The following is a 25,529-nucleotide window of genomic DNA, read 5'->3' as shown; positions in this document are numbered from 1 at the left end:
TGGAATTTCACGCTCAAGCCATAGGCCGGGCGGGCACAGACTCTATCATCGCTGATAGATTTTCCGGGACAATGATAGAATTCCATCATCTAGATATTCTCCGGCAGGAAGATCTCGAAGGGCAGAAATGATTGGCCGGGAACGGCAATCTCGCCCTGTTCGAGCGCACCCGTCATCAGTGACACCACTTCCTTGCAGAGTGCTGGCAGCGGCGTGCCGATCGCCATGGTGACGATGCCGTCGGCGAGACCGGCCTTGCTGTCTGCCGTCAGCTCGTTGACGATAAGCACGGTGCGGCCGCCGATCCCCTCTTCGCGAAATGCCGAAATCGCCCCCTCCATGCCACCACCGCAGACATAGAGGCCGACGAGATCGGGGTGTTTCTGCAAAAGGGTCAGCGTCGCCTCATGGGTGATCTCAGGCGTTTCGAGATTGATCAGCGTTTCGACCACTTCGAAGTCAGGCGCTTCCTCGCGGAAATAGGAGCGGAATCCCATCTCGCGCAACTCGTGACCATGAAAACGATGGCTGCCGACAAAGCAGGCCACCTTGCCCGGCCGGCGGGCCGCCTTTGCGATCATCCAGGCTGCGGTGCGTCCAACCTTGCGGTTGTTGACGCCGATATAAGCGTCCCTGACGCCGGTCGCGAGATCCGAAAGCAGCGAGAAGACCGGAATACCGCGTCCCTTCAGTTCCTCGATAGCAGCCGTGACAGCCGGATAATCCGGGCCGACAAGCGCGACCGCCTGGTTCCTCGCGCCGAGCAGTTTGATCTTTTCGATGATGGCGGCAGGTGTTGCGGCGGACGGATGTTCCACCTGCGTCTGGATGCGCGCGCTGGTCACGTTGCGCGCCGCCGTTTCGATTTCGCGGGCGAAGGCCTGGTAGAACGGCTGGGTCGGCTTTTGCAGCAAGAAGGCCAGCCGATATTGCGGCAGATCCTCGAAGACGCGCTGTCGGATCAGGCCGACGGCGTGATAGCCGATCGACTGGGCCGCATCATAGACCCGCCGCGCTGTTTCCTCCCGCACCCGATGGCGCCCGTTCAGAACGCGATCGACGGTCGCAACACTGACGCCGGAGGCTTGGGCGAGATCTGATATGGTCGGGCGACGCATGGTTGATCCTGATAGTTTTCAATCATGAATGAAAGCCGTTTCTGATGGCTTTTGAGAGAATATATCAAGCCTGCATTGAGGGCTCTGCGAAGTCAACCTATTCTCCGGACCAAGAGCTGTGAGGAGGAAAGCATGGCTGGCGAAGCAACAAAGCGGGACTACAGCCTCTTGGGGGCGAGCGGCAGGACGGCGGTCGAAACCGGTCTTGCGGCTGCGGAATGGTATCATACCGATGTTGCCCGCAAGGAGATGAAGGCGCTGATGCAGCGTTCCGACAATCAGGCGATCCGCGACACGGCGCTCTGGCTCGGCAGCATGGCGATCTTTGCCACTCTTGGCATTTATTTCTGGGGCTCGTGGATCGCCGTGCCCTTCTTCCTCGCCTACGGCGTGCTCTACGGCTCGGCCTCCGACAGCCGCTGGCACGAATGCGGCCATGGCACCGCCTTCAAGACGCGCTGGATGAACGATGTCGTCTACCAGATCGCCTGCTTCATGATCATGCGCAATCCGGTAACCTGGCGCTGGAGTCACGCGCGCCACCATACCGACACCGTCATCGTCGGCCGCGACCCCGAGATCGCCGTCATGCGCCCGCCGGATCTCGTCCGCCTTGTGCTCAATTTCTTCGGCATTCTCGATGCCTGGCATGCCGTGATCGACATGATCAGAAATTCGGCCGGCGTCATCAGTGGGGCGGAAAAGACCTTCATCCCCGAGATGGAGCAGCCGAAGGCGATCCGCATCGCCCGTATCTGGCTTGCGATCTACGTCGTCACCATCGCGCTCGCCATCTATATGGGTTCGATCCTGCCGCTGATGCTGATTGGCCTGCCGCGCCTCTATGGCGCCTGGCATCATGTCCTGACCGGTCTCCTGCAGCATGGCGGGCTGGCCGATAATGTCATCGACCACAGGCTGAACAGCCGTACGGTCTACATGAACCCGATCAGCCGCTTCATCTACTGGAACATGAACTATCACGTGGAACACCACATGTTCCCGATGGTGCCCTACCACGCGCTGCCGAAGCTGCATGCGATGATCAAGCACGACCTGCCGGCGCCCAATCCATCGATCTGGTCCGGCTACCGGGAAATGATCCCGGCCTTCCTACGCCAGCTTCGCAACGAAGACTATTTTCTGAAGCGGGAACTGCCGGCAACGGCGCGGCCCTATCGCGAGGAATTCCACGCCGAACTGGCACCCGCAGCCCAATAGAACAAGATCGAGGGAGGAATAGAGATGAGCGGTAACTGGATCGAAGTTTGCGGCAAGGACGAAATCGACGAGGAGGATGTCATCCGCTTCGACCATGGCGGGCGCACATTCGCTATCTATCGCAGCCCGGACGATGAGTTCTTTGCCACCGACGGGCTCTGCACCCATGAGCAGGTCCATCTCGCCGACGGCCTCGTCATGGAAGAGATCATCGAATGTCCCAAGCATAATGGCCGTTTCAACTACAAGACGGGCGAGGCCAAGGGGGCTCCTGTCTGCGTCGACCTGAAGACCTATCCCGTCAAGATCGAAGACGGCGCCGTCTTCATTGCGATCTGAGGTGCGCCATGGCCCATTTCGTCATCATCGGCGCAGGGGAATGCGGGGCGCGTGCCGCCTTCGCACTCCGGGACAAGGGATTTGACGGCGACATCACGCTTGTGGGTTCCGAGCCGCATGCGCCCTATGAGCGCCCGCCGCTCTCCAAGGCCGGCCTTGCCGGCACTGTCGACCCGAAATTCATCGCCGCACGGGAAACCTATGAGGCTGGCACTATTCGCCTCCTGACCGGTGTGACGGCAACCGGTCTCGATGCCGCAGCTCATACCGTCGCCCTGTCCGACAGCAGTCGGCTTGCCTATGACCGGCTGCTGCTTGCGACAGGCGCCAGTGCGCGTGCCTTTCCCAATGCTCCCAGTGAAAGCAGCTATATCCGGACGCTCCGCACACATCATGATGCGGTGACACTGCGCGCGGTGCTGCAGCCTGGCAAACGGCTTGCAGTCATCGGCGGCGGCTTTATCGGGCTGGAGGTCGCGGCAACCGCGCGCCAACTCGGCGCCGATGTCATCCTCGTCGAAGGGCTGGAGCGGGTGCTGAAGCGCGGCGTTCCCGAAGACATCGCCCACCTCGTTGCCGAGCGTCACCGCGCGGAAGGCGTCGATCTGCGCTGCGGTGTCTCGATCGAAACCCTGACGGAGCAGAACGGCAAAGCCGTCATCCGGCTTTGCAACGACGAGACGATCGAAGCCGATCTGGCGCTTGTCGGCATCGGCGCCCGGCCGAATATCGAGCTTGCCGAAGTTGCCGGACTTGCGATCGACAACGGCATCGCAGTCGATGACCGGCTGCGTACCTCCGCCCCCGATATTTTCGCGGCCGGCGACTGCTGCTCCTTTCCGCTCGCCCTCTATGGCGGCCGGCGCGTGCGGCTGGAATCCTGGCGCAATGCGCAGGAGCAGGGCACGCTTGCCGCCGCCAATATGCTCGGCGCCGATGAACCGGTTTCCGCCGTGCCGTGGTTCTGGTCGGATCAGTATGAGATGACGCTGCAGATAACAGGGCTTGCCGATGGCGCGGCCAGGCATCTGCGCCGCGATCTCGGCGAGGGGGCCTTCATCCTCTTCCATCTCGATGCCGAAGGTCGGCTCCTTGCCGCAAGCGGCATCGGGCCCGGCAATGCGGTCGCCCGCGACATCCGGCTGGCGGAAATGTTGATTGCCGCACGCGCGCATCCCGACCCGGCCGCACTGACCGCCACCAATGTCAAGCTGAAGTCGCTGCTCGCTGCCTGATAGTTTTCAAAGGATAATGCGATGAAGAAACATAATCGCGCCACGGTCGCCGACCTCCTGGCGCTCAAGGGAAAACGCCAGCTCACAATGCTGCGCGTCACCACGCTTGAGGAGGCGGAAGCAGCAGAAAAGGCCGGCATCGACATGGTCTCGGTGCCACCGTTCCTGCTCGGGCCGGTCTTTCGCGAGGCGGCACCGACGCCCTTTGCCGTTCCCGGTCTGGAATATGGCGATCATGTCTCGGCTGAAGAATATATGCGCGAGGCCTTCAAGGCGCTGAAGGCAGGCGGCGATGCCGTCTATTGCGCCGCCAGCCTGCAGACCATCCGCCGTATGCGCGATGAAGGCATTCCCGTCTGCGGCCATGTCGGCCTCATCCCCTCAAAGGCGACCTGGACCGGCGGTTTTCGCGCCGTGGGCAAGACGGCTGCCAGCGCTCTCGATGTCTGGCGCCAGACGAAGGCGCTTCAGGATGCCGGCGCCTTCGCAGCCGAGATCGAGGTCGTCCCCGGCGATGTCGCGGCAGCGATTTCCAACCGCACCTCGATGCTGATGATCTCCATGGGCGCCGGGCGCGGCTGCAACGCGCAATATCTCTTTGCAGATGATGTGCTCGGCACGACCAGAGACCACACGCCGCGCCACGCTAAGGTCTATCGCAACTTCGCAGCCGAACATGACCGGTTGCAACGCGAACGCATCGCCGCCTTCAACGAATTTGCCGAGGATGTCCGCTCCGGCGCCTATCCGGAAAAGCGCCATCTTGTCGACATCGACGAAGCCGAGTTGCGCAATTTCCTGCATCGGCTGGAGGCGGAGGGCTAGCGCCCGCTTTCAATTCAGAGGCGTATCGCGAGGCCGTGCTTCCACATCCATGCGCTTGTGCAGGATACGGACGATACCTGTCCGGCCACCCTCGAGCCTGCGATAGAACAGGAAGTGCGCGTTGACGGCGAGCTTGAAGATACCCGGCCAGATATCATCGACGGGCCTTCCGCTCCGCGCGCCTATCCCCAGCGCTTCACAGGCCTTGCGGATATCGTCGATATAGCGATCCGCCTGCTCCTGACCCCAGTTTTCGAAGGTGTAATCCCAAATCATGTCGAGATCTGCGACGGCGGCCCTGGAAAGGAGGTAGCCTTTCATTTCGTCCGGGTCCGGCGCTTACCGTCAAGGAATCTATCGAAATCGAAATCTTCGGCCTCGCCGCTATCGATGCCGGCGCCGATCGCATCGCGCAGCGCTTTTACTTTCGCCTCATGCTCTTCCAGAAGCCGCAGGCCTGCCCGGATGACTTCGCTTGCCGAACCGTATCGGCCTTCGACGACTTGCCGTTCGACGAAGCCAGCAAAATGAGCGCCCAAGGCGATGGACGTGTTCTTGGACATGAGAGCCTCCTGAGTTGGTACCAATATATACCAAAATTTGGTAACTCTCAATTCGACGCACGTTTCTTTGCTGGGGAGGGTGTAGGCCCATCATTGGCATCGTTTGCGCCCTATGTCAGAGAATAGATCTATCAGAAACAGATTCTCAGGCGCTGGTGACGATAGGCTTTGCACATGCGGAACTGATCGCGGTTCTCGTCGCGGTGACGGGGGATGAGCCGCGCGTCATGACGATCCAAAGTGGCGATGCGCTGCCGTCGGGGCCTTTTGAAATGGGCCATCGCACGCTACAATCGGGCCTGCGTGAATGGATCCAGGAGCAGACCGCCCATCCCGTCGGCTTCCTCGAGCAGCTTTACACCTTTGCCGATCGTGACCGGAACAATGATATCCAGGGCGGTCGCACCATATCGATCAGCTATCTTGGCCTCGTCAATGAGCAGTCGGGGGCCGGGCGGCCGGGCTGGCATGGCTGGTATGAATATTTCCCCTGGGAGGACCATCGCGACGGGCGCCCCGTCATCCTCGGTGAACTGATCGCGCGCCTGCGTCTCTGGGCCGATGCCGATCCTGTCCGGCGTGAATATCGGCATCGCCGCGCCGACTTTACGTTCGGGCTCGACGGCGGCGGCTGGAACGAGGATCTGACGCTGCAGCGTTATGAACTGCTCTATGAGGCCGGACTCGTCGCAGAAGCGGGCGCCAGCAAGGACGACAATCTCGGCCGGCCGATGTTTGCCGATCATCGCCGGATTCTGGCGACCGGCATTGCAAGACTTCGCGCCAAGATCAAATACCGCCCCGTCGTCTTCGAACTCATGCCCGAAAGCTTCACGCTTCTGCAATTGCAGCGCGCCGTCGAGGCCTTGGCCGGGCTCACCCTGCACAAGCAGAACTTCCGCCGCCTGATCGAACAGCAGGAACTGGTGGAGGAAACCGGCGGGGCGACAAGCGAAACCGGCGGCCGGCCGGCCAAGCTTTTCCGCTTCCGCCAGACCATTCTCGAAGAGCGCGCGCTCGCCGGAACGAAATTACCGCTCTCCCGCAATTGACATATGCTCACAGTGAGAATATCTCTTTGCGCACGATATGCTCAAATCGAGCATAATTAATGGAGCCGGCCATGAACCATCTTGTATCCGCGTCTTCCCTCTATGATCGCGTCAGCCGCGTCATTCCCAAAGCCGAATGGATGATGTTCCAGGACGATGTCGACGCGATCCTGGAACTGAAGCGCAGGCGCAATGCCGTTATCCTCGCGCATAACTACCAGACGCCGGAAATCTTCCATGGCGTGGCCGATATTGTCGGCGACAGTCTGGCCCTGGCGCGCAAGGCGATCGAGGTGGATGCCGACGTAATCGTGCTTGCCGGCGTGCATTTCATGGCCGAGACGGCAAAGCTTCTGAACCCGGACAAGACGGTGCTGATCCCCGATCTCGGCGCCGGCTGTTCGCTGGCGGATTCGATCACGCCCGAGGATATCGCGCTGTTGCGTCAGGCCCATCCGGGCGTGCCTGTCATTACCTATGTCAACACCTCGGCCGCAGTCAAAGCCGCCTCGGATATCTGCTGCACCTCGGGCAATGCCAAGCAGATAGTCGAATCCCTTGGCGTACCGCGCGTGCTGATGATCCCGGATGAATATCTTGCCCGCAATGTCGCCAGGGAAACCGATGTCGAGATCATTGCCTGGCACGGGCATTGCGAAGTGCATGAGCTCTTCACCGCCGACGATGTGCGCCAGCTTCGCGAAAACCACCCTGGCGTGACGGTGCTTGCCCATCCAGAATGCCCGCCTGATGTCGTTGCCGAGGCCGATTTTGCCGGTTCTACCGCCGTCATGTCCGATTATGTCGGCCAGAAGAAGCCCGCCCGCGTCGTGCTGCTGACCGAATGCTCGATGAGCGACAATGTCGCCGTGCATCATCCTGATGTCGAGTTCATCCGGCCCTGCAATCTCTGCCCGCATATGAAGCGCATCACGCTTTCCAACATTCGCACGGCTCTCGAAGAGAACCGCCATGAAGTGACGGTCGATCCGGCGATTGCCGTCGCAGCTCGCCGCGCTGTCGAGAGGATGCTGTCGATATGAGCGATATTGCCGACCAACTTGCCGGCCGCCCCGTCATCGTCGGCAGCGGCCTTGCCGGGCTGATGACGGCGCTGACGCTTGCGCCCGAGCCCGTTGTTATCGTCACTCGCGCTGCTCTCGGCGCTGAAACGTCGAGCGCCTGGGCCCAGGGCGGCATAGCCGCCGCGCTCGGCGCCGATGACAATGCCGAACTGCATCTGGCCGATACGCTTGCTGCCGGTGACGGGCTCTGCGACCCCACCATTGTTGCCGGCATCGTCGCTGAGGCGCCGGCTGCGATCACCGCACTGGAACGGGCGGGGGTCCGTTTTGACAAGGCGGGAGATGGCAGCTTTTCGCTCGGGCTGGAGGCTGCCCATAGCCGCCGCCGCATCGTGCATGCGCAAGGTGACGGCTCGGGTGCGGCGATTGTTCGTGCGCTGGTCGAAGCCGTCATCTCCACACCCTCCATCACAGTGCTCGAGGGGTTGGAGGCGCGCCGCATCCTGACGGATGAGGACGGCGTCATCGGCCTCCTCTGCGTCGGCGAAAATGGCGCCACTATTCTGCCGACACGGCGCATCGTACTCGCCACCGGCGGCATTGGCGGTCTCTATGAAGCGACAACCAATCCGACCGGCAATTTCGGGCAGGGCATCATGCTTGCAGCACGCGCCGGCGCTGAGCTTGCCGACATGGAATTCGTGCAATTCCATCCGACGGCGCTCGATTCCCGCCGCCGTCCCTTGGCGCTCGTCAGCGAAGCAGTCCGCGGCGAAGGTGCGGTACTCGTCAATGAGCATGGCGAACGCTTCATGGCCGGCATTGCCGGTGCGGAACTTGCGCCGCGCGATGTTGTGGCCCGCGCCATCAGTGCCGAACTCGCCCGTGGTGGCAAAGTGTTTCTCGACGCGCGTAGAGCCCTTGGCGATCGTTTCGCCACGCGTTTTCCGGTTATCGACGCACTCTGCCGGGAGGCTGGCATCGATGCCGCATCCCAGCCGATCCCGGTGCGGCCTGCCGTCCATTATCACATGGGCGGAGTAGCAACCGATGCCGTCGGTCGCAGCTCAGTCGCCGGGCTCTGGGTTGTGGGCGAAGCCGCCTCCACCGGCCTGCACGGGGCAAACCGGCTCGCCAGCAATTCCCTGCTGGAAGCAGCCGTTATGGGCATGCGGGCAGCGCGCGACATTCTTGCGACCCCGGTTGCAAAATCCTCGACAGCCGAGATTGCAGGGATGCTGCCTGCGGCAACCGACCCTTCGCTTGTCAGGCCAATCGTCTCACGCCATCTCGGCGTACTGCGCAATGCGGGCGCCATCCATGGCGCCGTCGCAAGCCTGCTGCCGCTTGCAGAAAACGACGGGCCGGCCTCGGATCCGGCGATCGTCGCGCTGCTGATCGCCGTCTTCGCCAGCCTTCGGGCGGAATCGCGCGGGGCACATGCCCGCACGGATTACCCGCTGAAACGGGCGGAAGCCGTGCGGCACAAGATGACACTGGCTGATACCCTGGAAATTGCCCGGGCGACCGCCTCCCATCCTCTTGCAAGGAGTGCCTGAGATGAACCTCGCTTCCCTTCCGCGCGTCATTGTCGAGCCGCTGGTGCGCGCAGCCCTCGCAGAAGACCTCGGCCTTGCCGGCGATATCACCTCTGCGGCCGTCATCCCCTGGGATCATCGCTCGACAGTCGTCATGGCCGCCCGCCAGCCGGGTGTGGTCGCCGGTCTCGATGCCGCAGAGCTTGCCTTCCAGCTCGTTGATCCCGCCATTATGCTTCGCCGGCATCTGCCAGATGGAGCAGCCGTGGAACCGGGCAGCGTGATTGCCACCATTGAAGGGCCGTCGCGCGGCCTTTTGACGGGCGAACGCACTGCCCTGAATTTCCTCGGCCATCTCTCCGGCATCGCCTCTGTGACGGCAAGCATTGTCACAGCGATCCGCGACACGAAAGCCTCGGTCGTCTGCACCCGCAAGACGACGCCGGGCCTGAGGGCACTCGAAAAATATGCCGTGCGGGCCGGCGGCGGCATGAACCATCGCTTTGCGCTCCACGACGCCGTGCTGATCAAGGACAATCACGTCGCCATTGCCGGCAGCGTTTCGGAAGCCATTCGCCGCGCCAAGGCCGGCGTCGGCCATATGGTCAAGATCGAAGTGGAGGTCGATACGCTCGAGCAGTTGCACGAGGCAATGGGCGAGGGGATCGATGCCGTCCTCCTCGACAATATGACGCCTGATCAGCTGCGCGAGGCCGTCAGGATCGTCGCCGGTCGGGCGATCACCGAGGCCTCCGGCCGCGTCACACCGGCAACGGCACCGGCCATTGCCGCTTCCGGCGTCGACCTGATCTCGGTCGGCTGGCTGACCCACAGCGCCCCGGTTCTTGATATCGGCCTCGATTTTGTCGAAGCCGCTGCCGAAAGCGCGATACCCCTGCGCCGGGTTGCTCAGGCATTCTAGGAGCGCTCAGCTTTCCGGGATCTGAAACCGTGAGGATGATCTGGTAGCCGGTTCCGGCCGGCTGCCATCAGTGCGAATTTGCGCCCGTGTTGTCTCCGAACCGTTGTCAGGACTTGCCCGAAATCCATCAGCGTTTTTCGCTGGACACAGCCCCGGGCTATTGCAAAGCTCCGTGTGCCCACTGGAGGAGTGAGGCGAATTGGAGGAAATAGATTTGCAAAAACATGATGTTATTCCGTTGATGGGATTTGGCACGTTTGGGCGCAACGGCAAGGAGGGTATCGATGCAATCCTGTGCGCGCTCGAAACCGGCTATCGGCACCTCGATACTGCGCAGACCTATGACACCGAATTCGAAGTCGGCGAAGCGCTGCGCCGTTCGGGCCTTGGTCGAGACGAGGTCTTCCTGACGACGAAGATTTCAACCGATAATTTCGGCCCCGGCGCCCTCGTCCCGTCGCTTGAAAAGAGCCTTGAAGCGCTGAAGGTCGATCAGGTGGACCTGACGCTGATCCACTGGCCATCGCCTAACGGCCGCATTCCGCTCGAGGTCTACATAACCCAGATCGCCGAGGCGCAGGCCCGCGGCCTGACGAAGCTGATCGGCGTCTCGAATTTCACGATCGGCCTTCTCGAAGAAACCGAAGCCCTGCTCGGCAAGGGAAAGGTCGCCAACAACCAGTTCGAGCTCAACCCGATCCTGCAGAACAAGAAGCTCGCAAACTATTGCCGGGAAAAGGAAATCCTCGTCACCTGCTATTTGCCGATCGCCCGTGGCCTTCTGTCCGACGAACCGGTGCTGCGCGCAATCGGTGAACAATATGATGCCACACCGGAACAGGTGGCGATCGCCTTCGAACTTGCCAAGGGCTATTGCACCATCCCGACATCGGGTCGGCCCGAACGCATTCGCTCGAACTTCAAGGCAAGTTCGATCAGGCTTTCTCCCGAGGAAATCGCCCGCATCGAGACGATCGACCGCAATCACCGGGTCGTCGACCCGGACTGGGGTCCGAAGTGGGACTGATCTTGCCCGGATCGAGGTGCGCGCGGCGGGATCTCGACCGTTACATCATTGTCTCAATCGCGTCGTAGTTTGCCCGCGGTAACGTGCACGATAGTCGGTCTGACAGAGTAATGAACCGCTGCTGCGGCAGCGGCGGAATTGCGATTGCTTGAGGCTTCGGGGGCGATATGAAAACGCCCGGTGCCTCCCCGGTACCGGAACGCGAGAGTGCCCTCATTGGGCGACGGTTTGGAGATTGGGTGTGAGCGATCGAATCCACGATATTTTCGTCATTGGTGGCGGGATCAACGGCTGCGGGATAGCGCGCGATGCCGTGGGTCGTGGTTATACGGTGGCGCTTGCGGAGATGAACGATTTCGCCTCCGGCACCTCGTCGGGTGCCACCAAGCTCATCCATGGGGGTTTGCGCTACCTTGAGCATTACGAGTTCCGCCTGGTGCGGGAATCGCTGATGGAGCGCGAGATCCTCTGGGCCATGGCCCCGCATATCATCTGGCCTTTGCGCTTCGTGCTGCCCTATCACAAGGGCGGGATCAGGCCGGCCTGGATGATCCGGCTTGGCCTCTTCCTCTATGACCATCTCGGCGGCCGCAAGCTGTTGCCGCCGACTGCGGTCCTGAACATGCGCAGCGATGCGGCGGCAAAGCCGCTGAAGGCGCTGTTTACGAAGGCTTTCGAATATTCCGACGGCTGGGTCGACGATGCCCGCATGGTGGTGCTCAATGCCCGCGATGCCGCCGACAAGGGCGCCACGATCATGCCGCGCACCAAGGTCGTCTCCGCCCATCAGGAAAAGGATGCGCAGGCAAGCAACGTCTGGCAGATCGAGACGATCAACAGTCTCACCGGCAAGAGCGAGCGCCATCAGGCCCGCATGCTGATCAATGCCGCCGGTCCCTGGGTCGACCATGTCATCCGCTCCGCCTTCGGCCATAACGAGGCCCGCCATGTGCGCCTCGTCCAGGGCAGCCACATCATCGTGAAGAAGAAGTTCGAGGGGCCGCGCGCCTATTTCTTCCAGAACCCCGACAACCGCATCATCTTCGCCATTCCCTATGAGACCGATTTTACCCTGATCGGCACCACCGACCGCGACTACACCGCCGATCCGAAGGATGTGAGGATCTCCGAGGAGGAGACCGTCTATCTCTGCAATGCGGCGTCTGAATATTTCAAGGAGCCGGTCAAGCCGGAGGATATCGTCTGGACCTACTCGGCGGTGCGCCCGCTCTTCGACGACGGCGCCTCGAAGGCGCAGGAGGCGACACGCGACTACGTGCTGAAGGTCGAGGGCAAGTCGGGCGAGGCGCCGCTTCTCAATGTCTTCGGCGGCAAGCTCACCACCTACCGGCGTCTGTCGGAACATGCGCTGGAGAAGATCGGCGAAGCGATCGGCGTCAAGGGCAGGCCGTGGACGGCGGGCAGCCATCTGCCGGGCGGGGATTTTCCGGTGCAGGGTTATGAGGGCGAGGTCGTCAAGCTCAAGAGCCGCTATCCGTTCCTGGCCGATGCGCATGCCCGACGTCTCATTCGCCGCTACGGCACGAAGGCAGCCACGCTTCTCGGCAATGCCGCAAAGATCGACGATCTCGGCCGGCTGTTCGGATCCGACCTCTACGAGGCCGAGGTCCGCTACCTGATCGACAATGAATGGGCCATCACTGCCCACGATGTGCTCTGGCGGAGAACCAAGAAGGGGCTTTATCTCTCCGCCGAGGAGGCAGACGCACTCGGCGAATACATTGTCGCAGCGCCGATGCGCATGGCGGGATGATGTTCCGATATAGGGCGGATTTCACGTCCATATGCAGTATTCGTAAAGTCTGTTGCGAGCCAGACACCGGCCGGAGCGTAAATATTCGATGAAAATCTTGCTCGAGCGAAGCAAAAGCGCTTCCAGTTGCTCACTATTCACTCTAACATCAGGTAATCGGCCGGTCCGCTCCAGGCGTTCCGGCTCTTGAAGGTGAGAACCGTGATGGACGGGTCAACCGGGGAAGTGAAGGCGAACAGATTATGTCTGCTCGGCAGGCCGCGATTGCTGGCCGCCGGGACCGAGCTTCCTTTGCCCGAAAAGTCCTATTTCCTGCTGGCGATGTTAGCGCTGTCGTCGGAACCGCTGGTCGATCGCGAAACCATCCGGTGCCAGCTCTGGCAATCCGAACTTCCCGAAAAACGGGCCGGCAGCCTCCGCCAACTTCTGTCGCGCATCGAGCAGAGCATTCCGGAGGGGCTGCCACCGCTGCTCAATGCCACGCGCACCCATCTCGGCCTTGCGCCCGGCTGGGAGATCGACCTCAATATCCTCAAGCAGAAGGATATGCTGGAACCGGGTCAAAGCGGTATCCTGCTCGGCGAACTGCTTGAAAGCGTCAAGTCTCCGACACAGGGTGCCGAGGACTGGTTGACCTTCGAGCGCCAGCGCATCGACGAAGCACGCTCGGCGCATCTTGCCCGCCTGCTGGAAAATGAAGGCGAGCGCGCGGACGAGGAGCAGATCGCTTTTGCGAAGCGCCTGATCGAACTCGATCCCGCAAACGAGATCGCGTGCCGGGCACTGATGCGTGCCCATGCCCGTATGAACGACCTGCCGGCGGCGCGTCAGGCCTATCTGAGATGCCGCAGCCAGCTCAAAGACGATTTCGATATCGAGCCGGACGAAGCCACCACGGCCCTTGCGCGCGAACTTGGGATCCTGTCGGCGGCACAGCCGGCGGCAGCGGAACGTCCGCGTCCGGTGTCGGAATTGCTGATCGACCCCACAGGCCAGCCGCGCATCGTTATCCTGCCGCCCGAAAGCATCCTCACCGACCCGTTGATGGAACGTGTCGGCCGGGCGCTGCTCGAGGATGTGACGATCGGGCTCAGCCAGCAGCGCGGCTTTAAGGTGATTGCGGCTCACACGAGTCTCGAAATGCTGAGCCGGGCGCTCGATCCGACCCGCCCGACCGTCGGCCCCCTCGACCTTTCCTTCGACTATGCCGTTTATGTGACGATCCAGAGCCGGGACGAAGATGTCTACGCAACCTGCCGGCTGACGCGCACGGCGACCTCCGAAGTGCTCTGGGCAGTCGAAATTCCTTTTGCGATGCAGAAGATCAGCGAGGCCTTCAGCCAGCTGACCCGGCGCATCGTCATGACGCTTGCCGATACGATCGAGCGCTACGAACTGGCGATGCCGCTCGGCGACGTGCCGGCGTCCGCCTATCGCCTCTATCTCGAAGGCAAGCGTCTGATTTCACAGACCGACCTGCAGCACCTGCGCCAGGCGCGCAAATGGTTCAAGTCGTCGCTCAGCCGTTACGAACATTTCTCGCCAGCTCATGCCGGCATGTCACGCGCGCTCGGCATGGAATGGCTGATCCGCGGGATGCGCGACCGGGACCTGCTGGACGAAGCCTACAGCGCAGCAAGGATGGCGCGGCAAACCGACCCGAACAGTGGCCGGGCCTTCCGTGAACTCGGCTTCGTGGCGCTCTACCGTCGCCGTTTTGAAGAAAGCCTCGATTCCTTCCAGCAGGCCCAGGATCTCAATCCCAACGATGCCGATATCCTGGCCGATTTCGCCGATGCGCTTTCCCATGACGGCGATTTCGATCGGGCTCTCGAGCTCAGCCGCGCCGCCTTCAAGCTCAACCCGCTGCCGCCGGACTACTATTACTGGAACCTCGGCGGCATCCACTTCATGCGCGAGGAATACGAAAAAGCGATCGATGCGCTGGAGCCGGTGAAGGCAAAACAGGCAACGGCCCGCCTGCTTGCAGCGGCCCATGCCATGGCAGGCGATGCCACAAAAGCCAAGAACTACGCCCGCGTCGTTTTGGAAAACTTCCCTGATTTTCGCAGCGAAGAGATCCGTCATTTTGTCCCCGATCGCGATCCGGCCTTCACGGATCCGTTGATAAAAGGCCTGCAACTCGCCGGTCTTCCCTGATACAACGCCTTTTAATGAAGCCTGTAACGCTTAAATGACGCAGGCAATGTTCTTTTCGAATGGTTAACGGCGGCAAGCCGCCCAATCATTTGGAGAGAGATCATGAAGACCGTTGAAACCAACGCTGCAGCCCAGGCCCCCGCACTCCGTTTCTCCGCAGCTGCCAAGGCAGCCGTGAAGCAGGACGAACTGACCGTTTCGGCAAATGGCCTTGAAAGCCTGACGCATGCGCTGAGGTTCCGCTAAGGAATTGAACAGCATGTCTGCTTTGGCCGACCTCGAAACGCTTGCCGCTGATCTCAACAGAGCATCGGCAGGCGTCAACAGCTATCACGACCGGTCGATGACACCGGCGCAGACCTTTGCGGCGATCAAGCCGCATCTGCGCGAATTCGGCATCACTCGCGTGGGACTGCTGACAGGCCTTGACGTGCTGAATATTCCCGTTGCCTTCGCCACGAGGCCGAACAGCCATACGCTGTCGGTTTTCCAGGGCAAGGGTATCGACAAGGAAGCGGCGATGACCTCGGCGGCTATGGAGGCGATCGAGACCCGCATCGCCGAAATCGCCCCAGCCGACCTGACGCTTGCCAGCATCGAGACCATGAGGGCCGAGCGGGCCACGATCATCGACCTCGACAGCGTCGCGCGTTGCGCGCCTGAAGAGATCGGTAATGGCCAGATCCCCTGGTGCTCCGGCCTTGATCTTCTATCGGGTAGCACTGCTTTTGTGCCCTGGTGGCTGGTAGGCCTCGACCATCGTGGCGAGCGTCCCCCGGGCTTCGAACAGTCGAGCGATGGGCTTGCCTCTGGCAATACGCCGGCGGAAGCCGTGCTGCATGGTCTATGCGAACTCGTCGAGCGTGATGCCTGGGCGCTGACCCAGCTCAAGTCGCCCGAACAGCTGAAACAGAACCGCGTCGATCCGCTTGCCTTCGGCGATGCCGTGATCGACGTAATGGTCGATCGTATCCGTCAGGCTGGCATGCGCCTCTTGCTGATCGACATGACCACCGATATCGGCGTTCCCGCCTTTCTCGCCGTCATCATTCCCGGCAACCTGTCCGATCGTGTCGATGCCCGGTGGGCGCAGGTCTGCGGCGGTTGCGGCTGCCATCCCGATCCGGTGCGCGCTGCCCTTCGCGCCATTACCGAGGCGGCACAGAGCCGGTTGACGGCCATTGCCGGCAGCCGTGACGATTTCTCGCCGAAGATCTACCAGCGGATCGACCGCAGCGCCGGCATGCGTCAGGTCGTCGATCTCTGCAATGATGATGCGGCTCTGAAACCCTTCCCGATACGCCCGCAACGTCCGGCGACGATCCAGGATACGATCCGCCACATTGCCGGCCGGCTGAGGGCCGCCGGCATTACCCAGATCATCGCCGTGCCGTTGCCGTATCCGACCCTTCCGGTTTCGGTGGTGCGCGTCATTGTGCCGGGCCTTGAGGTCGATATCAGCGGCCAATATATCCAGCTTGGCCTGCGCGCCGTCAACGTCATCAGGGAGGCCGCGGCATGAAGGTCCTTTTTGTCGGTCCAAGCCTTGCAAGCGAGATTGCGGATGCCCGAAAGCAGCATCCTGATGTCGATTTCCGCGCGCCGGCGGCCTGCGGCGACATTCTGAAAGCGGTCCATGAAGGGGCGACGGCGATCGGTCTGATCGACGGCTATTTTGGCGATCTGCCATCCGTGTGGCACAAGGAAATCCTCTTTGCGCTGGAAAATGGCGTTGCCGTTGCTGGCGGATCCAGCATGGGGGCGTTGCGCGCTGCCGAGTGCTCCGCCTTCGGCATGGTCGGCATCGGTTCGATCTTCGAAGACTATGAATCCGGCGTGCTCCTCGACGACGAGGCGGTAGCGCTCGTCCATGCGCCGCAGGAGCTCGGCTGGCTGCCGCTTTCTGTTCCCTGGGTCGATTTCGAGCCGACGATTGAAGGCCTGCATGCGAAGGGAGAGATTACCGTCAGCGAGCGCAAGAAGCTGCTCCTTGCCGGGCGTTTTCTGCATTTCTCCGAACGCACCTATGCCAAGGTGGTCGAAGAGTCCCACTTTGCCCGCAAACCGCGGCGCGAACAGATCCTGGCCGTGATTCGCGCCAATCGCGTCGAGCGCAAGCGGACCGATGCAAGGCTCGTGCTGGAATGGCTGCAAAACGGAGAGTTTGCGTCAACGATACGTGACTGGAGCTTTGCTGCGACCTCGCATTTCGAGCTATTGCAAGCCGAAGTCACGCAGCAGATGCAGCCTGTAACGCTCGAATAACGGTTCCAAGCCCAAGGTATCTCGCGTGGGGATATGACTGTTGTCGAGGGCGGAAACGATGTTTGAAAAAAGGGACCAAGGTGCAGGCAGAGAATACGCAAGACTCTTCCGGCTGCTGTCGGCAGCCAAGGAGGAAGCTGAAAAACTTCAGCTGCGCAATCTCATGCACCTGACAAACATGGCGCTGCTGCAAGTCGTCATCGATTGGGACGGCATCGATCCGGATAGGGAACTCGATGCGAACCTCGAAAAACTCCTCGGCAGCAAAGCCAAGATCGCAATGAAGGACGCTGGCGAGAATCTGATCGTGATCGACCGCCATTAGCCCTGATGAAGGGTGCGACAGAGCGCTAAAAAATCAGTCCGACGTGCTATTCTGCAGCGTCGAAGTCCGTTTGCTCGGTCGTGGCAATCGCCTGGACGAGCTTGAGGATTTTCTTGCGAAGCTGCTCGTTCTTGATCGAGAAAAAGGCAGCGTTCAGCTGGACGCCTTCACGCGAAATGACGAATTCTTCGCTCGGAGCGGGATTATCGTTCGCGTTGGCGGCAGGCGCCGTCAGGTCGTCGAAAAAGGTCCTGACATCGACGCTGAGTGCGCCGGCGATTTCGACGAGCATGCTGGCAGAAACGCGGTTGGAGCCCTTTTCGTATTTCTGGATCTGCTGGAAGGTCACACCAACACGATCGCCCAGTTCCGTCTGAGAAACCTTTCTCAGCAGTCGCTGTATGCGGATCGTCTTGCCGACGTGAACGTCCACGGAATGCGGTTCTTCTTTCATCTGATATTCCCTCCTGCGAAAACCGGACCGACAACTTACACGGCCCGCAACAACAACTTTTAGCCGAGTTAGTTCAACCTAGCAATTGTTTGGATGTAGTTTAGGTTGGGCCAAAACATCGCGCCATCCGAGAGCCACTACGGATTGCACGTCGCGACAGATCACTTCATACGAGAATCCGGCAGAATTGAACTCTGGAAGCGCGTGCCTTGGATGAAATTCAGAGCATCCACAGCCGCTGCGCATTGCCGTGCAGAAGCCTCGAACGCTCCGTTTCCGCAGTGCCTGACAGTACCGCCTGGGTGGCCGCGACCCAGGTGGAAAGGCCGTTTGCCAGCGTGCAGACTGGCCAGTCGCTGCCCCAGACCACACGATCCCAGCCGAAGCTTGATATGACGTGCTCGATATAGGGCCGCAGGTTTTCCGCCGTCCAAGTCGCCGGATCGGCATTTGTGACGATGCCGGAAATCTTGGCGACGACATTTGGCCGGCGGGCGATTTCGATTATACCCCGGCTCCAGGGCTCGAAGGCGTTCGACTTGATGTCCGGGTTGCCGCAATGGTCGAGCACGAACTGGACGTCGGGCGCAGCATCGGTGAGCGACGCCACCTTGCCGACCTGATGCGGCAGCGTGCAGAGGTCGAAAGTCAGCCCGGTGCCCGAGAGCCTTCTGACATTCTCGCGGAAGAGTGCAGCTTCCGAGACATCGTCTGGCACCACATGCAGCACACGCCGGAAGCCCTTGACGAAGGGATCGGCCTTCTGTCGCTCCAGATAGGCGGCAAAACCATCTTCTTCCGGCCGGCAGGAGACGATCGCGCCGGCCACCAGGTCGCCGAGGCGGCTGACATAGTCGGTTTCGGCCTGCATGATGACCGGATCGACATCCACCTCCATGTGCAGAACCTTGGTGATGCCGCAGCGCTTTGCCTCGGTCGCATAGGTCTCATAAAGAAAATCGCGGTCGAGAGCAGGCACATTCGCGAGCCAGTGATAATGCAGCGCCGACCGGTCGATGACGTGCAGATGTGTATCGATGAACACGCTCTTCTCCTCCAGAGAGTGGTTGGCAGCAACCTATCCCTGGTGAATGGATTGTTCAAATAGAAATTCGGCCGGCCTTAAGCCTGCACGGCAATCGTTGCGCCGGCGAGCGCCGAGAGTTCAGCGGCTGTCTTCTGCACCATGCCGATCGCCTGACTGATGTCGGGCGCTGCCGGCGCGTTCACCAGCGCGATATAGGGGCAGGTCAGCGCTGCAATGCCGCGCCCGTCCGGCCCCAGGATCGGTGCAGAGAGATTATAGACACCGGCCGTCTGGGCACTTGCCATCATCTCATAGCCGCGCTCGCGGATCTGGTTCAGCCGCTCGTAAAACTCCGCGCCGAGATCGGCGTCTTTGCGGCTGCGCACATGTTCCGAAATCATCATCTCGCGTTCTTCGTCGCTGCGGAAGGCAAGCAGCACATGGCCGGACCCTGTGTCGAAGAGACTGATGTGGGAACCGACGCGGATCGACAGGCCCCAATAGTCCGGCGCCTCCTGCTGGGCGATGACGACGGCAGCACCCCGGTCGAAGACCGCAAGATGGTTCGCCTGGCGCGAGCGCTGGGCGAGATCGCGCATCAGCGGCGTCGCATAGGAGGCGAGCCGTCGCACCGGCGCATGCAGCTGCGCCAGGCCGAAGAGTTTTAGGGTGAGAGAATAACGGTCACCATCGAGCCGCGTCACGTAACCACGCTTCACGAGACGGTCGAGCATGCGGTAGAATTCATTCGGGCTGCGCTCCAGCCGCTTGGCGATTTCCGCCTGCGTCAGGCCGCTGTCGACGCCGGCCAGAAGTTCGAGAATATCAAGACCCTTGTCGAGCGCCGGAGCGCGATAGCGATCTGACTCTTCGGTCTCCATTCTTCCCTCCTGTGAATATCATTCTGCATATACGCAGACGGGCGGACGGAAAAGAGAAAGTTCGCGCTTGACCACGAGGCAATCGTCTGTTTGTCTATAAACAGACAAATCAAGGGTGAGGATGTTGTTCGGCATGGGTCTTACGCCGGACGATTGCAGTTCCCGGAAAGGCTCGCCAAGGCGAGACAAAAATAAGATAACGGGAGAGGGAGGAGGCCATGCAGCGCATGGATATCGTGATCGTCGGCCTGATGCGACGTCGCTTGAGAGCGCGCGCAACCGGGCGCGGCCTTGCTCCCGACCAATCCTTTTGAGATCGACTTCAAGTATCACCGTCAGTGCGGGAAAATCCCCAGAGAGGCCATGACATGACAAGCAATCTTTCCGGTAAGACCGTTCTCATCACCGCAGCCGGTCAGGGCATCGGCCGCGCGACGGCGCTTGCCTTTGCCGCAACTGGCGCCAAGGTGCATGCGACCGACATCAATACCGACGCACTCGCGACCCTGGCGGCAGAGAGCAATATCTCCACCCATAAGCTGAACGTGCTCGACGAGGATGCGGTCAAGACGCTGGTGGCCGGGATCGGCGCTGTCGACGTGCTCTTCAACTGCGCAGGCGTCGTCCATAACGGCTCGGTGCTGGAGATGCCTGACACCGATCTGGAATTTGCTTTCGATCTCAACGTCAAGGCGATGATCCGCACCATCCGTGCCGTGCTGCCAGGCATGCTGGAACGCAAGGACGGTTCCATCATCAACATGTCCTCAGTCGCCTCAAGCATCAAGGGCGTGCCGAACCGCTTCGCCTATGGCGTGACCAAGGCCGCCGTGATCGGGCTTACCAAATCGGTCGCCGCCGACTACGTGACGCAAGGCATCCGGTGCAACTGCATCTGCCCCGGCACGGTGGAAAGCCCCTCGCTGCAGGACCGCATGCGCGCTCAAGGCGACTACGACACTGCGCGCGCCGCCTTCATCGCCCGCCAACCGATGGGGCGCCTCGGCACGCCGGAGGAAATCGCCGGTCTCGCCGTTTATCTCGCCGGTGCGACCTATACTTCCGGCCAGGCCTACGCGATCGACGGCGGCTGGACGATCTGAGCTTTCGCATGGCCAGCATCTTTCGAACGAAGGATGCTGGCCCCCAAAGGGAAGAATATCATGACCCGCATCACCGACCTCCGTGTTTTCGACCTTCGCTTTCCCACCTCGCAAAGCCTCGATGGTTCCGATGCGATGAACCCGGATCCGGATTATTCCGCTGCCTATGTGATCCTCGAAACCGACAAGCACGGCCTTGCCGGCCACGGCCTGACTTTCACCATCGGCCGCGGCAACGATATCTGCTGCGCGGCGATCGAGGCGATGCGGCATCTGGTCGTCGGCACCGAGCTTTCGGATGTGCTGGCCCATCCCGGCAAATATTGGCGGCATCTGACCAGCGACAGCCAGCTTCGATGGATCGGTCCTGAAAAGGGCGCGATCCATCTGGCAACCGGCGCAATCGTCAACGCCGTCTGGGATCTGCTTGCCAAGGAGGCCGGCAAACCGGTCTGGCGCCTCGTTGCCGAAATGCCGGCGGAGGAGATCGCCGATATCGTCGATTACCGGTACCTCACCGACGTGCTGACGCGCGACGAGGCCATCGCCATCCTCAGACAAGCCGAGCCCGGCAAGGCTGCGCGTATCGCGACGCTCGAGAAAGAAGGTTATGCCTGCTACACGACCTCGGCCGGCTGGCTCGGCTACGAGGACGAGAAGCTGCGCCGGCTCTGCCAGGAGGCGATCGATGCCGGTTTCAACCATATCAAGATGAAGGTCGGCCGCGATCTGGAGGACGATATCCGCCGCTTGAGGATTGCCCGCGAGGTGATCGGTCCGGACCGTTACCTGATGATCGACGCCAACCAGGTTTGGGAGGTCGGCCAGGCGATTGACTGGGTCAAGCAGCTTTCCTTCGCCAAGCCCTTCTTCATCGAAGAGCCGACAAGCCCCGACGATGTCGCCGGCCATCGCAAGATCCGCCAGGGCATTTCCCCGGTGAAGGTCGCGACCGGCGAGATGTGCCAGAACCGTATCATGTTCAAGCAGTTCATCGCCGAGGGTGCGATCGACATCGTGCAGATCGATTCCTGCCGCATGGGCGGGTTGAACGAGGTGCTGGCCGTGCTGCTGGTCGCCGCCAAATTCGGCCTGCCGGTCTGGCCGCACGCCGGCGGTGTCGGGCTCTGCGAATATGTGCAACACTTGTCCATGATCGATTATGTGGCGGTGTCAGGCACCAAGGATGGCCGCGTCATCGAATATGTCGACCATCTGCATGAACATTTTCTCGATCCCTGCATCATCAAGGATGCGGCCTATATGCCGCCGACCCGGCCCGGCTTCTCAATCGAGATGAAGCCGGCCTCGATTGCCGGCTACACATTCAGCGGCTAAGGCGGGCGGCATCACCTTTTCTCGGCTGTCCGCTGGGGATTGAGCATGCCGGTCATTGCGGAAACATCCCGGATCCTTTATAAGATTGATCTACGAGGATGGGCTTGAAAGAGCCCATTTCGGATGCTTCCGCAGGGTATTTCGCGTGTTCCTAACGCGCTGTTTTTTCTCACATCTTTGATCGAAACGGAATCAAATACGCAGATTGATTCCGCCACACCCCTGTTCGATTTTGGCACGCCCAACCATCGACAAAGGTGTCAGACAGCCTTTCGATCAGATCCGCGTTCCCGACAGGCGTGATCTCGTCTTCGGGAGTTCGAAACACAGGCGCCCTTCGCCTTCGTCGACGCCACAGAGGATTGCGGCAATAAGGCCCTTGCCCCTTTCGTCATCAGATCCTTTGCCGGCAAAGATTAGGAATCGGTAATAGCTGATTCTTCTCAATGGGATGCGCCAGGGACCGTCTGCCGGATCAAAACATCGGCTTTGCCGCATCGATCACAAAAATGATGTGAGGACGGCACAGCTTTGCAAGGCGAATCGGATTTCTGTTAACTGACGGAGATATCAGGGGAAATTGTAATCCTTCTGTCGTAAACTCGTGATCGTGACCGCCGCCGCTGAAGCCTTGTTCTGCCGGAGTACCTTGCCAGAATCGCTGCGATCGGTAATCGTCACGGATAAACAGCCGTTTCTGGTGTTTTTCCGTGATGAAAGATTAGAGCGTGAGCAAGCCACAAAGGACTTCTCGGACCCTTCAACGTAGCGTCGATGAGACGATCGGCGCCCATGCGTCGACGATCAGTTCGCAGTTGCAGGCGATCAGCGAAGCCCTGTTTCCGCCGACTGCGAGCAAGACACTGCGCCGCTTTACCTCCGGCGAGGCGGCCAAGCTGATCGGCGTTTCGGATTCGACCTTGCGGAAGATGACGCTTGCCGGCGAAGGCCCGCAGCCCGATGTCGGCAGCAATGGCAGGCGCCTCTATTCCTTGCGTCAGCTCAATGAACTGCGCGCCCTGCTTGCCGCCTCCGCCCGTGGACGTGAGGCGCATGACTTCCTGCCGCGCCGCAGGGAGAACGAACATCTTCAGGTCATCGCAGTCACCAACTTCAAGGGCGGATCGGGCAAGACCACGACCTCGGTCCATCTTGCGCAATATCTAGCGCTGCAAGGCTACCGCGTGCTCGCCCTCGACCTCGACCCGCAGGCCAGCATGTCGGCCATGCTCGGCGTCATGCCGGAGACGGATGTCCGTTCCAACGAGACACTCTATGCGGCAATCCGCTACGACGAGGAGCGGCGTCCCCTCTCTGAGGTGGTACGCAATACCTATTTCGATGGCCTGGATCTGATCCCGGGCAATCTCGAACTCATGGAGTTCGAGCATACGACGCCACGCGCGCTGATGCGCGGCTCCCGGGATGGCGAAGGCGTCTTCTTCATGCGCGTCGCCAAGGCGCTCGACGATGTTGGCGAGAACTATGATGTCGTGGTCCTCGACTGCCCGCCGCAGCTCGGATACCTGACGCTGAGCGGCCTTTGCGCCGCAACCTCGATGATCGTCACCGTACATCCGCAGATGCTGGACGTGGCTTCCATGAGCCAGTTCCTGCTGATGACGCATGACCTTCTCTCCGTCGTGCGCGAAGCCGGCGGCGAGCTCAATTATGATTTCATTCGTTATCTGCTCACCCGCTACGAACCACAGGATGCGCCGCAGACGAAGGTCGCGGCTCTTCTGCGCAATCTGTTCGACGATCACGTGATGATCAATGCGATGGTGAAATCGGCAGCCGTCTCCGACGCCGGTCTTACCAAGCAGACTCTCTATGAGATCGGCCGCGAGAACCTGACACGCTCGACCTATGACCGCGCGATGGAAGCCCTCGATGCCGTCAACGGAGAAGTCGAGACGCTGATCCGGCAGGCATGGGGGCGCACATGACGTTTCCCGCGATCGATATCAACTCCTCAGGCTTCACTGGCAATCACCACCTGTTGGGAGCTCCCAACAATGGCTGCCCCACTGTGAGCATCTCGCAAAATTTCCTCCATCTGTCGGTGGCCGATGAGCACGTTGGGAGCTCCCAACTGCGTCTTTCCGGCCTGCCCGGATTTGACTGGAAAGGAGAGAATTGATGAGCCGGCGCGATACCGTCAATTCGATCTTCATGCGCAAGGCCGAGACACCGGCGGCTTCGGCCGGCATCGAGAAGAACCCGGATCGAGTGCGCACCGGTGCCGTCTCGGCCATGGGTGCATCGCTTCAGGAAATGACAGAGGCGGCGCGTGCCGCCGGCCGTCTCCAGGCACAGATTTCCTCGGGATTTTCCGTTCTTGAAATCGATCCCTCGGATATTTCCAATTCCTCGATTAGCGATCGTATCCCGGTCGAGCGCGATGCCGACTTCGATGCGTTGGTGACAAGCATTTCCGAACATGGTCAGAAAGTGCCGATCCTGGTCCGTCCTGACCCTGAAACGGAAGGACGCTACCAGATCGCTTACGGCCGTCGCCGACTGCGGGCTGCTGCTAAGCTCGGCCTTAAGGTCAAGGCGATCGTTCAAAGCTTGAGCGATACCGAACTGGTCATTGCTCAGGGTAAGGAAAATCTCGATCGCCAGGATCTCTCCTTCATCGAGAAGGCGCTGTTCGCCCATCGTCTGGAAGAGGCTGGCTACCCCCGAGATGTCATCATGGCGGCGCTTTCGACCGACAAGGCCGATCTCAGCCGTTATATCTCGGTCGCCCGCGGCGTACCGCAGACCGTGATCCTGGCAATCGGGCCGGCACCAAAGGCAGGTCGTGCCCGATGGCTCGCTCTCGTCGATGCCGTCTCTTCGTCACCGAAGAAGGTCGAGTCGATTATCGAAGACGACGCCTTTGCCGATCTCGACAGCGATCAGCGTCTGCAACGTGTGTTGTCGAAAATGGCAGCGCGCGATCAGAAGAAGGTGGCGGGCGATATCTGGAAAACGCGGCAAGGACAGAGGGCAGCGCAAATCGAGCGCTCTAGCAACAAGACGCGCATCACGTTCGATGAGCGCATGGTGCCTGAATTTGCCGATTATCTCACAACCCGGCTGGATGAGCTCTTCGAAGAGTTCGGCGCCGTCAGGTCACAACGATAACTGTTGGCAGGCTAAGCCGCTGACAAGGATTTGACTGTTAGGAAAAGGAGCCAATAGGCAAAGAAAAAGGCCCCCGAACAAAACATCCGGAAGCCCTCTTCTCTCGTTTAGCACCTAGAGAATCGCACTTCCCGGAATCGCTGTCAAGGTTTTTGAACGCCGTTTTGGCGGGCGCTGATGATTTGCCTTTGTATAAGGTGAA

General features: G+C 60.7%; 26 protein-coding genes. 20 read left to right on the top strand and 6 right to left on the bottom strand.

Annotation, left to right across the window (positions count from 1 at the left end; translation table 11 throughout):
• Nucleotides 1-89: 89 nt before the first annotated feature.
• Nucleotides 90-1,118, bottom strand: a complete 1,029-nt coding sequence (locus tag FHX06_RS12065; RefSeq protein WP_183879425.1) for a LacI family DNA-binding transcriptional regulator — start codon at nt 1,116-1,118, stop codon at nt 90-92.
• Nucleotides 1,119-1,250: 132 nt separating this feature from the next.
• Between FHX06_RS12065 and FHX06_RS12060 the strand changes: the two genes are divergently transcribed.
• The 4 genes from FHX06_RS12060 to FHX06_RS12045 are packed head-to-tail and all read left to right on the top strand — an operon-like array spanning nt 1,251 to nt 4,738.
• Complete coding sequence (locus tag FHX06_RS12060) at nt 1,251-2,339, top strand: fatty acid desaturase family protein (protein ID WP_113212155.1); 1,089 nt, start codon at nt 1,251-1,253, stop codon at nt 2,337-2,339.
• 24 nt (nt 2,340-2,363) lie between these two features.
• Entirely contained in the window at nt 2,364-2,678 is a 315-nt protein-coding gene (locus FHX06_RS12055; RefSeq protein ID WP_113015655.1) for a MocE family 2Fe-2S type ferredoxin, read from the top strand.
• 8 nt (nt 2,679-2,686) lie between these two features.
• Nucleotides 2,687-3,913 carry an NAD(P)/FAD-dependent oxidoreductase gene (locus tag FHX06_RS12050; RefSeq protein ID WP_113212156.1) on the top strand — a complete coding sequence of 409 codons (1,227 nt, stop codon included), beginning with the start codon at nt 2,687-2,689 and terminating at the stop codon, nt 3,911-3,913.
• Between the two features lie 21 nt (nt 3,914-3,934).
• A complete protein-coding gene (locus tag FHX06_RS12045) occupies nt 3,935-4,738 on the top strand; it encodes a 3-methyl-2-oxobutanoate hydroxymethyltransferase (RefSeq protein WP_113212157.1) in 804 nt (267 codons plus the stop codon).
• 9 nt (nt 4,739-4,747) lie between these two features.
• Here FHX06_RS12045 and FHX06_RS12040 read toward each other — a convergent pair whose 3' ends face one another.
• Nucleotides 4,748-5,059 carry a type II toxin-antitoxin system RelE/ParE family toxin gene (locus FHX06_RS12040; RefSeq protein ID WP_113212158.1) on the bottom strand — a complete coding sequence of 104 codons (312 nt, stop codon included), beginning with the start codon at nt 5,057-5,059 and terminating at the stop codon, nt 4,748-4,750.
• Entirely contained in the window at nt 5,056-5,301 is a 246-nt protein-coding gene (locus FHX06_RS12035) for a type II toxin-antitoxin system ParD family antitoxin (RefSeq protein WP_113209533.1), read from the bottom strand. Before FHX06_RS12035 ends, FHX06_RS12040 begins: the two co-directional genes overlap by 4 nt.
• A 155-nt stretch (nt 5,302-5,456) precedes the next feature.
• On the opposite strand from FHX06_RS12035, the gene FHX06_RS12030 reads away from it, so the two are divergent.
• The 11 genes from FHX06_RS12030 to FHX06_RS11980 all read left to right on the top strand — a co-directional run bounded on the left by FHX06_RS12030 (nt 5,457) and on the right by FHX06_RS11980 (nt 17,389).
• A complete protein-coding gene (locus FHX06_RS12030) occupies nt 5,457-6,353 on the top strand; it encodes an NUDIX hydrolase (protein WP_112541325.1) in 897 nt (298 codons plus the stop codon).
• Between the two features lie 71 nt (nt 6,354-6,424).
• Nucleotides 6,425-7,396, top strand: a complete 972-nt coding sequence (gene nadA, locus FHX06_RS12025; RefSeq protein WP_113212172.1) for a quinolinate synthase NadA — start codon at nt 6,425-6,427, stop codon at nt 7,394-7,396.
• A complete protein-coding gene (locus FHX06_RS12020; RefSeq protein ID WP_113203044.1) occupies nt 7,393-8,937 on the top strand; it encodes an L-aspartate oxidase in 1,545 nt (514 codons plus the stop codon). Before nadA ends, FHX06_RS12020 begins: the two co-directional genes overlap by 4 nt.
• 1 nt (nt 8,938) lies before the next feature.
• Entirely contained in the window at nt 8,939-9,838 is a 900-nt protein-coding gene (nadC, locus tag FHX06_RS12015; protein ID WP_113212159.1) for a carboxylating nicotinate-nucleotide diphosphorylase, read from the top strand.
• 214 nt (nt 9,839-10,052) lie between these two features.
• Entirely contained in the window at nt 10,053-10,865 is an 813-nt protein-coding gene (locus FHX06_RS12010; RefSeq protein ID WP_113212160.1) for an aldo/keto reductase, read from the top strand.
• A gap of 241 nt (nt 10,866-11,106) precedes the next feature.
• The gene (gene glpD / locus FHX06_RS12005) at nt 11,107-12,639 is read left to right on the top strand and encodes a glycerol-3-phosphate dehydrogenase (protein WP_183879423.1); all 1,533 of its coding nucleotides are present in this window, start codon (nt 11,107-11,109) and stop codon (nt 12,637-12,639) included.
• Nucleotides 12,640-12,843: 204 nt separating this feature from the next.
• The gene (locus FHX06_RS12000; protein WP_113211141.1) at nt 12,844-14,799 is read left to right on the top strand and encodes a BTAD domain-containing putative transcriptional regulator; all 1,956 of its coding nucleotides are present in this window, start codon (nt 12,844-12,846) and stop codon (nt 14,797-14,799) included.
• A 102-nt stretch (nt 14,800-14,901) separates the two neighbouring features.
• Nucleotides 14,902-15,045 carry a hypothetical protein gene (locus tag FHX06_RS11995; protein ID WP_183851368.1) on the top strand — a complete coding sequence of 48 codons (144 nt, stop codon included), beginning with the start codon at nt 14,902-14,904 and terminating at the stop codon, nt 15,043-15,045.
• A gap of 13 nt (nt 15,046-15,058) precedes the next feature.
• Nucleotides 15,059-16,321, top strand: a complete 1,263-nt coding sequence (locus tag FHX06_RS11990) for a YcaO-like family protein (RefSeq protein WP_113211142.1) — start codon at nt 15,059-15,061, stop codon at nt 16,319-16,321.
• Nucleotides 16,318-17,064: a TfuA-like protein gene (locus FHX06_RS11985; RefSeq protein WP_113211143.1), complete on the top strand. Its 747-nt coding sequence runs from the start codon at nt 16,318-16,320 to the stop codon at nt 17,062-17,064. Before FHX06_RS11990 ends, FHX06_RS11985 begins: the two co-directional genes overlap by 4 nt.
• A 58-nt stretch (nt 17,065-17,122) precedes the next feature.
• Entirely contained in the window at nt 17,123-17,389 is a 267-nt protein-coding gene (locus FHX06_RS11980) for a hypothetical protein (RefSeq protein ID WP_112547503.1), read from the top strand.
• Nucleotides 17,390-17,435: 46 nt separating this feature from the next.
• Here the strand turns inward: FHX06_RS11980 and FHX06_RS11975 are convergent, their stop codons facing one another.
• The 3 genes from FHX06_RS11975 to FHX06_RS11965 form a co-directional block, all read right to left on the bottom strand.
• Nucleotides 17,436-17,843: a helix-turn-helix domain-containing protein gene (locus tag FHX06_RS11975; protein ID WP_112547502.1), complete on the bottom strand. Its 408-nt coding sequence runs from the start codon at nt 17,841-17,843 to the stop codon at nt 17,436-17,438.
• 220 nt (nt 17,844-18,063) lie between these two features.
• On the bottom strand, nt 18,064-18,888 hold the full coding sequence (locus FHX06_RS11970; RefSeq protein WP_113211144.1) for an amidohydrolase family protein: 825 nt from the start codon (nt 18,886-18,888) through the stop codon (nt 18,064-18,066).
• A 77-nt stretch (nt 18,889-18,965) separates the two neighbouring features.
• Nucleotides 18,966-19,751, bottom strand: coding sequence for an IclR family transcriptional regulator (locus FHX06_RS11965; protein WP_113211145.1), 786 nt, complete (start codon nt 19,749-19,751; stop codon nt 18,966-18,968).
• A 368-nt stretch (nt 19,752-20,119) separates the two neighbouring features.
• Between FHX06_RS11965 and FHX06_RS11960 the strand changes: the two genes are divergently transcribed.
• The 5 genes from FHX06_RS11960 to repB all read left to right on the top strand — a co-directional run bounded on the left by FHX06_RS11960 (nt 20,120) and on the right by repB (nt 25,327).
• Nucleotides 20,120-20,854, top strand: a complete 735-nt coding sequence (locus FHX06_RS11960) for an SDR family oxidoreductase (protein WP_113211146.1) — start codon at nt 20,120-20,122, stop codon at nt 20,852-20,854.
• Nucleotides 20,855-20,914: 60 nt separating this feature from the next.
• Nucleotides 20,915-22,192 (top strand): L-fuconate dehydratase, encoded by a 1,278-nt coding sequence (locus FHX06_RS11955; protein ID WP_112547498.1) that lies wholly within the window; start codon nt 20,915-20,917, stop codon nt 22,190-22,192.
• Between the two features lie 728 nt (nt 22,193-22,920).
• Entirely contained in the window at nt 22,921-24,141 is a 1,221-nt protein-coding gene (gene repA, locus FHX06_RS11950) for a plasmid partitioning protein RepA (protein ID WP_112547497.1), read from the top strand.
• Nucleotides 24,138-24,335, top strand: coding sequence for a hypothetical protein (locus FHX06_RS11945; protein ID WP_162710229.1), 198 nt, complete (start codon nt 24,138-24,140; stop codon nt 24,333-24,335). The genes repA and FHX06_RS11945 overlap by 4 nt, the downstream gene beginning before the upstream one ends.
• Nucleotides 24,335-25,327 carry a plasmid partitioning protein RepB gene (gene repB / locus FHX06_RS11940; RefSeq protein ID WP_112547495.1) on the top strand — a complete coding sequence of 331 codons (993 nt, stop codon included), beginning with the start codon at nt 24,335-24,337 and terminating at the stop codon, nt 25,325-25,327. Before FHX06_RS11945 ends, repB begins: the two co-directional genes overlap by 1 nt.
• Nucleotides 25,328-25,529 lie beyond the last annotated feature (202 nt).

Source organism: Rhizobium sp. BK512 (genome assembly GCF_014194915.1).
Classification (GTDB): domain Bacteria; phylum Pseudomonadota; class Alphaproteobacteria; order Rhizobiales; family Rhizobiaceae; genus Rhizobium.
The sequence above is the reverse complement of the archived record's forward strand: the minus strand, read 5'-3'. Positions and strand labels throughout refer to the sequence as shown.

Bases quoted from the DNA above. Each gene is read 5' to 3' on its own strand.
- FHX06_RS12065 (WP_183879425.1), bottom strand. From the start codon at position 1,118: ATGCGTCGCCCGACCATATCAGATCTCGCCCAAGCCTCCGGCGTCAGT.
- FHX06_RS12060 (WP_113212155.1), top strand. From the start codon at position 1,251: ATGGCTGGCGAAGCAACAAAGCGGGACTACAGCCTCTTGGGGGCGAGC.
- FHX06_RS12055 (WP_113015655.1), top strand. From the start codon at position 2,364: ATGAGCGGTAACTGGATCGAAGTTTGCGGCAAGGACGAAATCGACGAG.
- FHX06_RS12050 (WP_113212156.1), top strand. From the start codon at position 2,687: ATGGCCCATTTCGTCATCATCGGCGCAGGGGAATGCGGGGCGCGTGCC.
- FHX06_RS12045 (WP_113212157.1), top strand. From the start codon at position 3,935: ATGAAGAAACATAATCGCGCCACGGTCGCCGACCTCCTGGCGCTCAAG.
- FHX06_RS12040 (WP_113212158.1), bottom strand. From the start codon at position 5,059: ATGAAAGGCTACCTCCTTTCCAGGGCCGCCGTCGCAGATCTCGACATG.
- FHX06_RS12035 (WP_113209533.1), bottom strand. From the start codon at position 5,301: ATGTCCAAGAACACGTCCATCGCCTTGGGCGCTCATTTTGCTGGCTTC.
- nadA (WP_113212172.1), top strand. From the start codon at position 6,425: ATGAACCATCTTGTATCCGCGTCTTCCCTCTATGATCGCGTCAGCCGC.
- FHX06_RS12020 (WP_113203044.1), top strand. From the start codon at position 7,393: ATGAGCGATATTGCCGACCAACTTGCCGGCCGCCCCGTCATCGTCGGC.
- nadC (WP_113212159.1), top strand. From the start codon at position 8,939: ATGAACCTCGCTTCCCTTCCGCGCGTCATTGTCGAGCCGCTGGTGCGC.
- FHX06_RS12000 (WP_113211141.1), top strand. From the start codon at position 12,844: ATGGACGGGTCAACCGGGGAAGTGAAGGCGAACAGATTATGTCTGCTC.
- FHX06_RS11995 (WP_183851368.1), top strand. From the start codon at position 14,902: ATGAAGACCGTTGAAACCAACGCTGCAGCCCAGGCCCCCGCACTCCGT.
- FHX06_RS11990 (WP_113211142.1), top strand. From the start codon at position 15,059: ATGTCTGCTTTGGCCGACCTCGAAACGCTTGCCGCTGATCTCAACAGA.
- FHX06_RS11985 (WP_113211143.1), top strand. From the start codon at position 16,318: ATGAAGGTCCTTTTTGTCGGTCCAAGCCTTGCAAGCGAGATTGCGGAT.
- FHX06_RS11980 (WP_112547503.1), top strand. From the start codon at position 17,123: ATGTTTGAAAAAAGGGACCAAGGTGCAGGCAGAGAATACGCAAGACTC.
- FHX06_RS11975 (WP_112547502.1), bottom strand. From the start codon at position 17,843: ATGAAAGAAGAACCGCATTCCGTGGACGTTCACGTCGGCAAGACGATC.
- FHX06_RS11965 (WP_113211145.1), bottom strand. From the start codon at position 19,751: ATGGAGACCGAAGAGTCAGATCGCTATCGCGCTCCGGCGCTCGACAAG.
- FHX06_RS11960 (WP_113211146.1), top strand. From the start codon at position 20,120: ATGACAAGCAATCTTTCCGGTAAGACCGTTCTCATCACCGCAGCCGGT.
- FHX06_RS11955 (WP_112547498.1), top strand. From the start codon at position 20,915: ATGACCCGCATCACCGACCTCCGTGTTTTCGACCTTCGCTTTCCCACC.
- FHX06_RS11945 (WP_162710229.1), top strand. From the start codon at position 24,138: ATGACGTTTCCCGCGATCGATATCAACTCCTCAGGCTTCACTGGCAAT.
- repB (WP_112547495.1), top strand. From the start codon at position 24,335: ATGAGCCGGCGCGATACCGTCAATTCGATCTTCATGCGCAAGGCCGAG.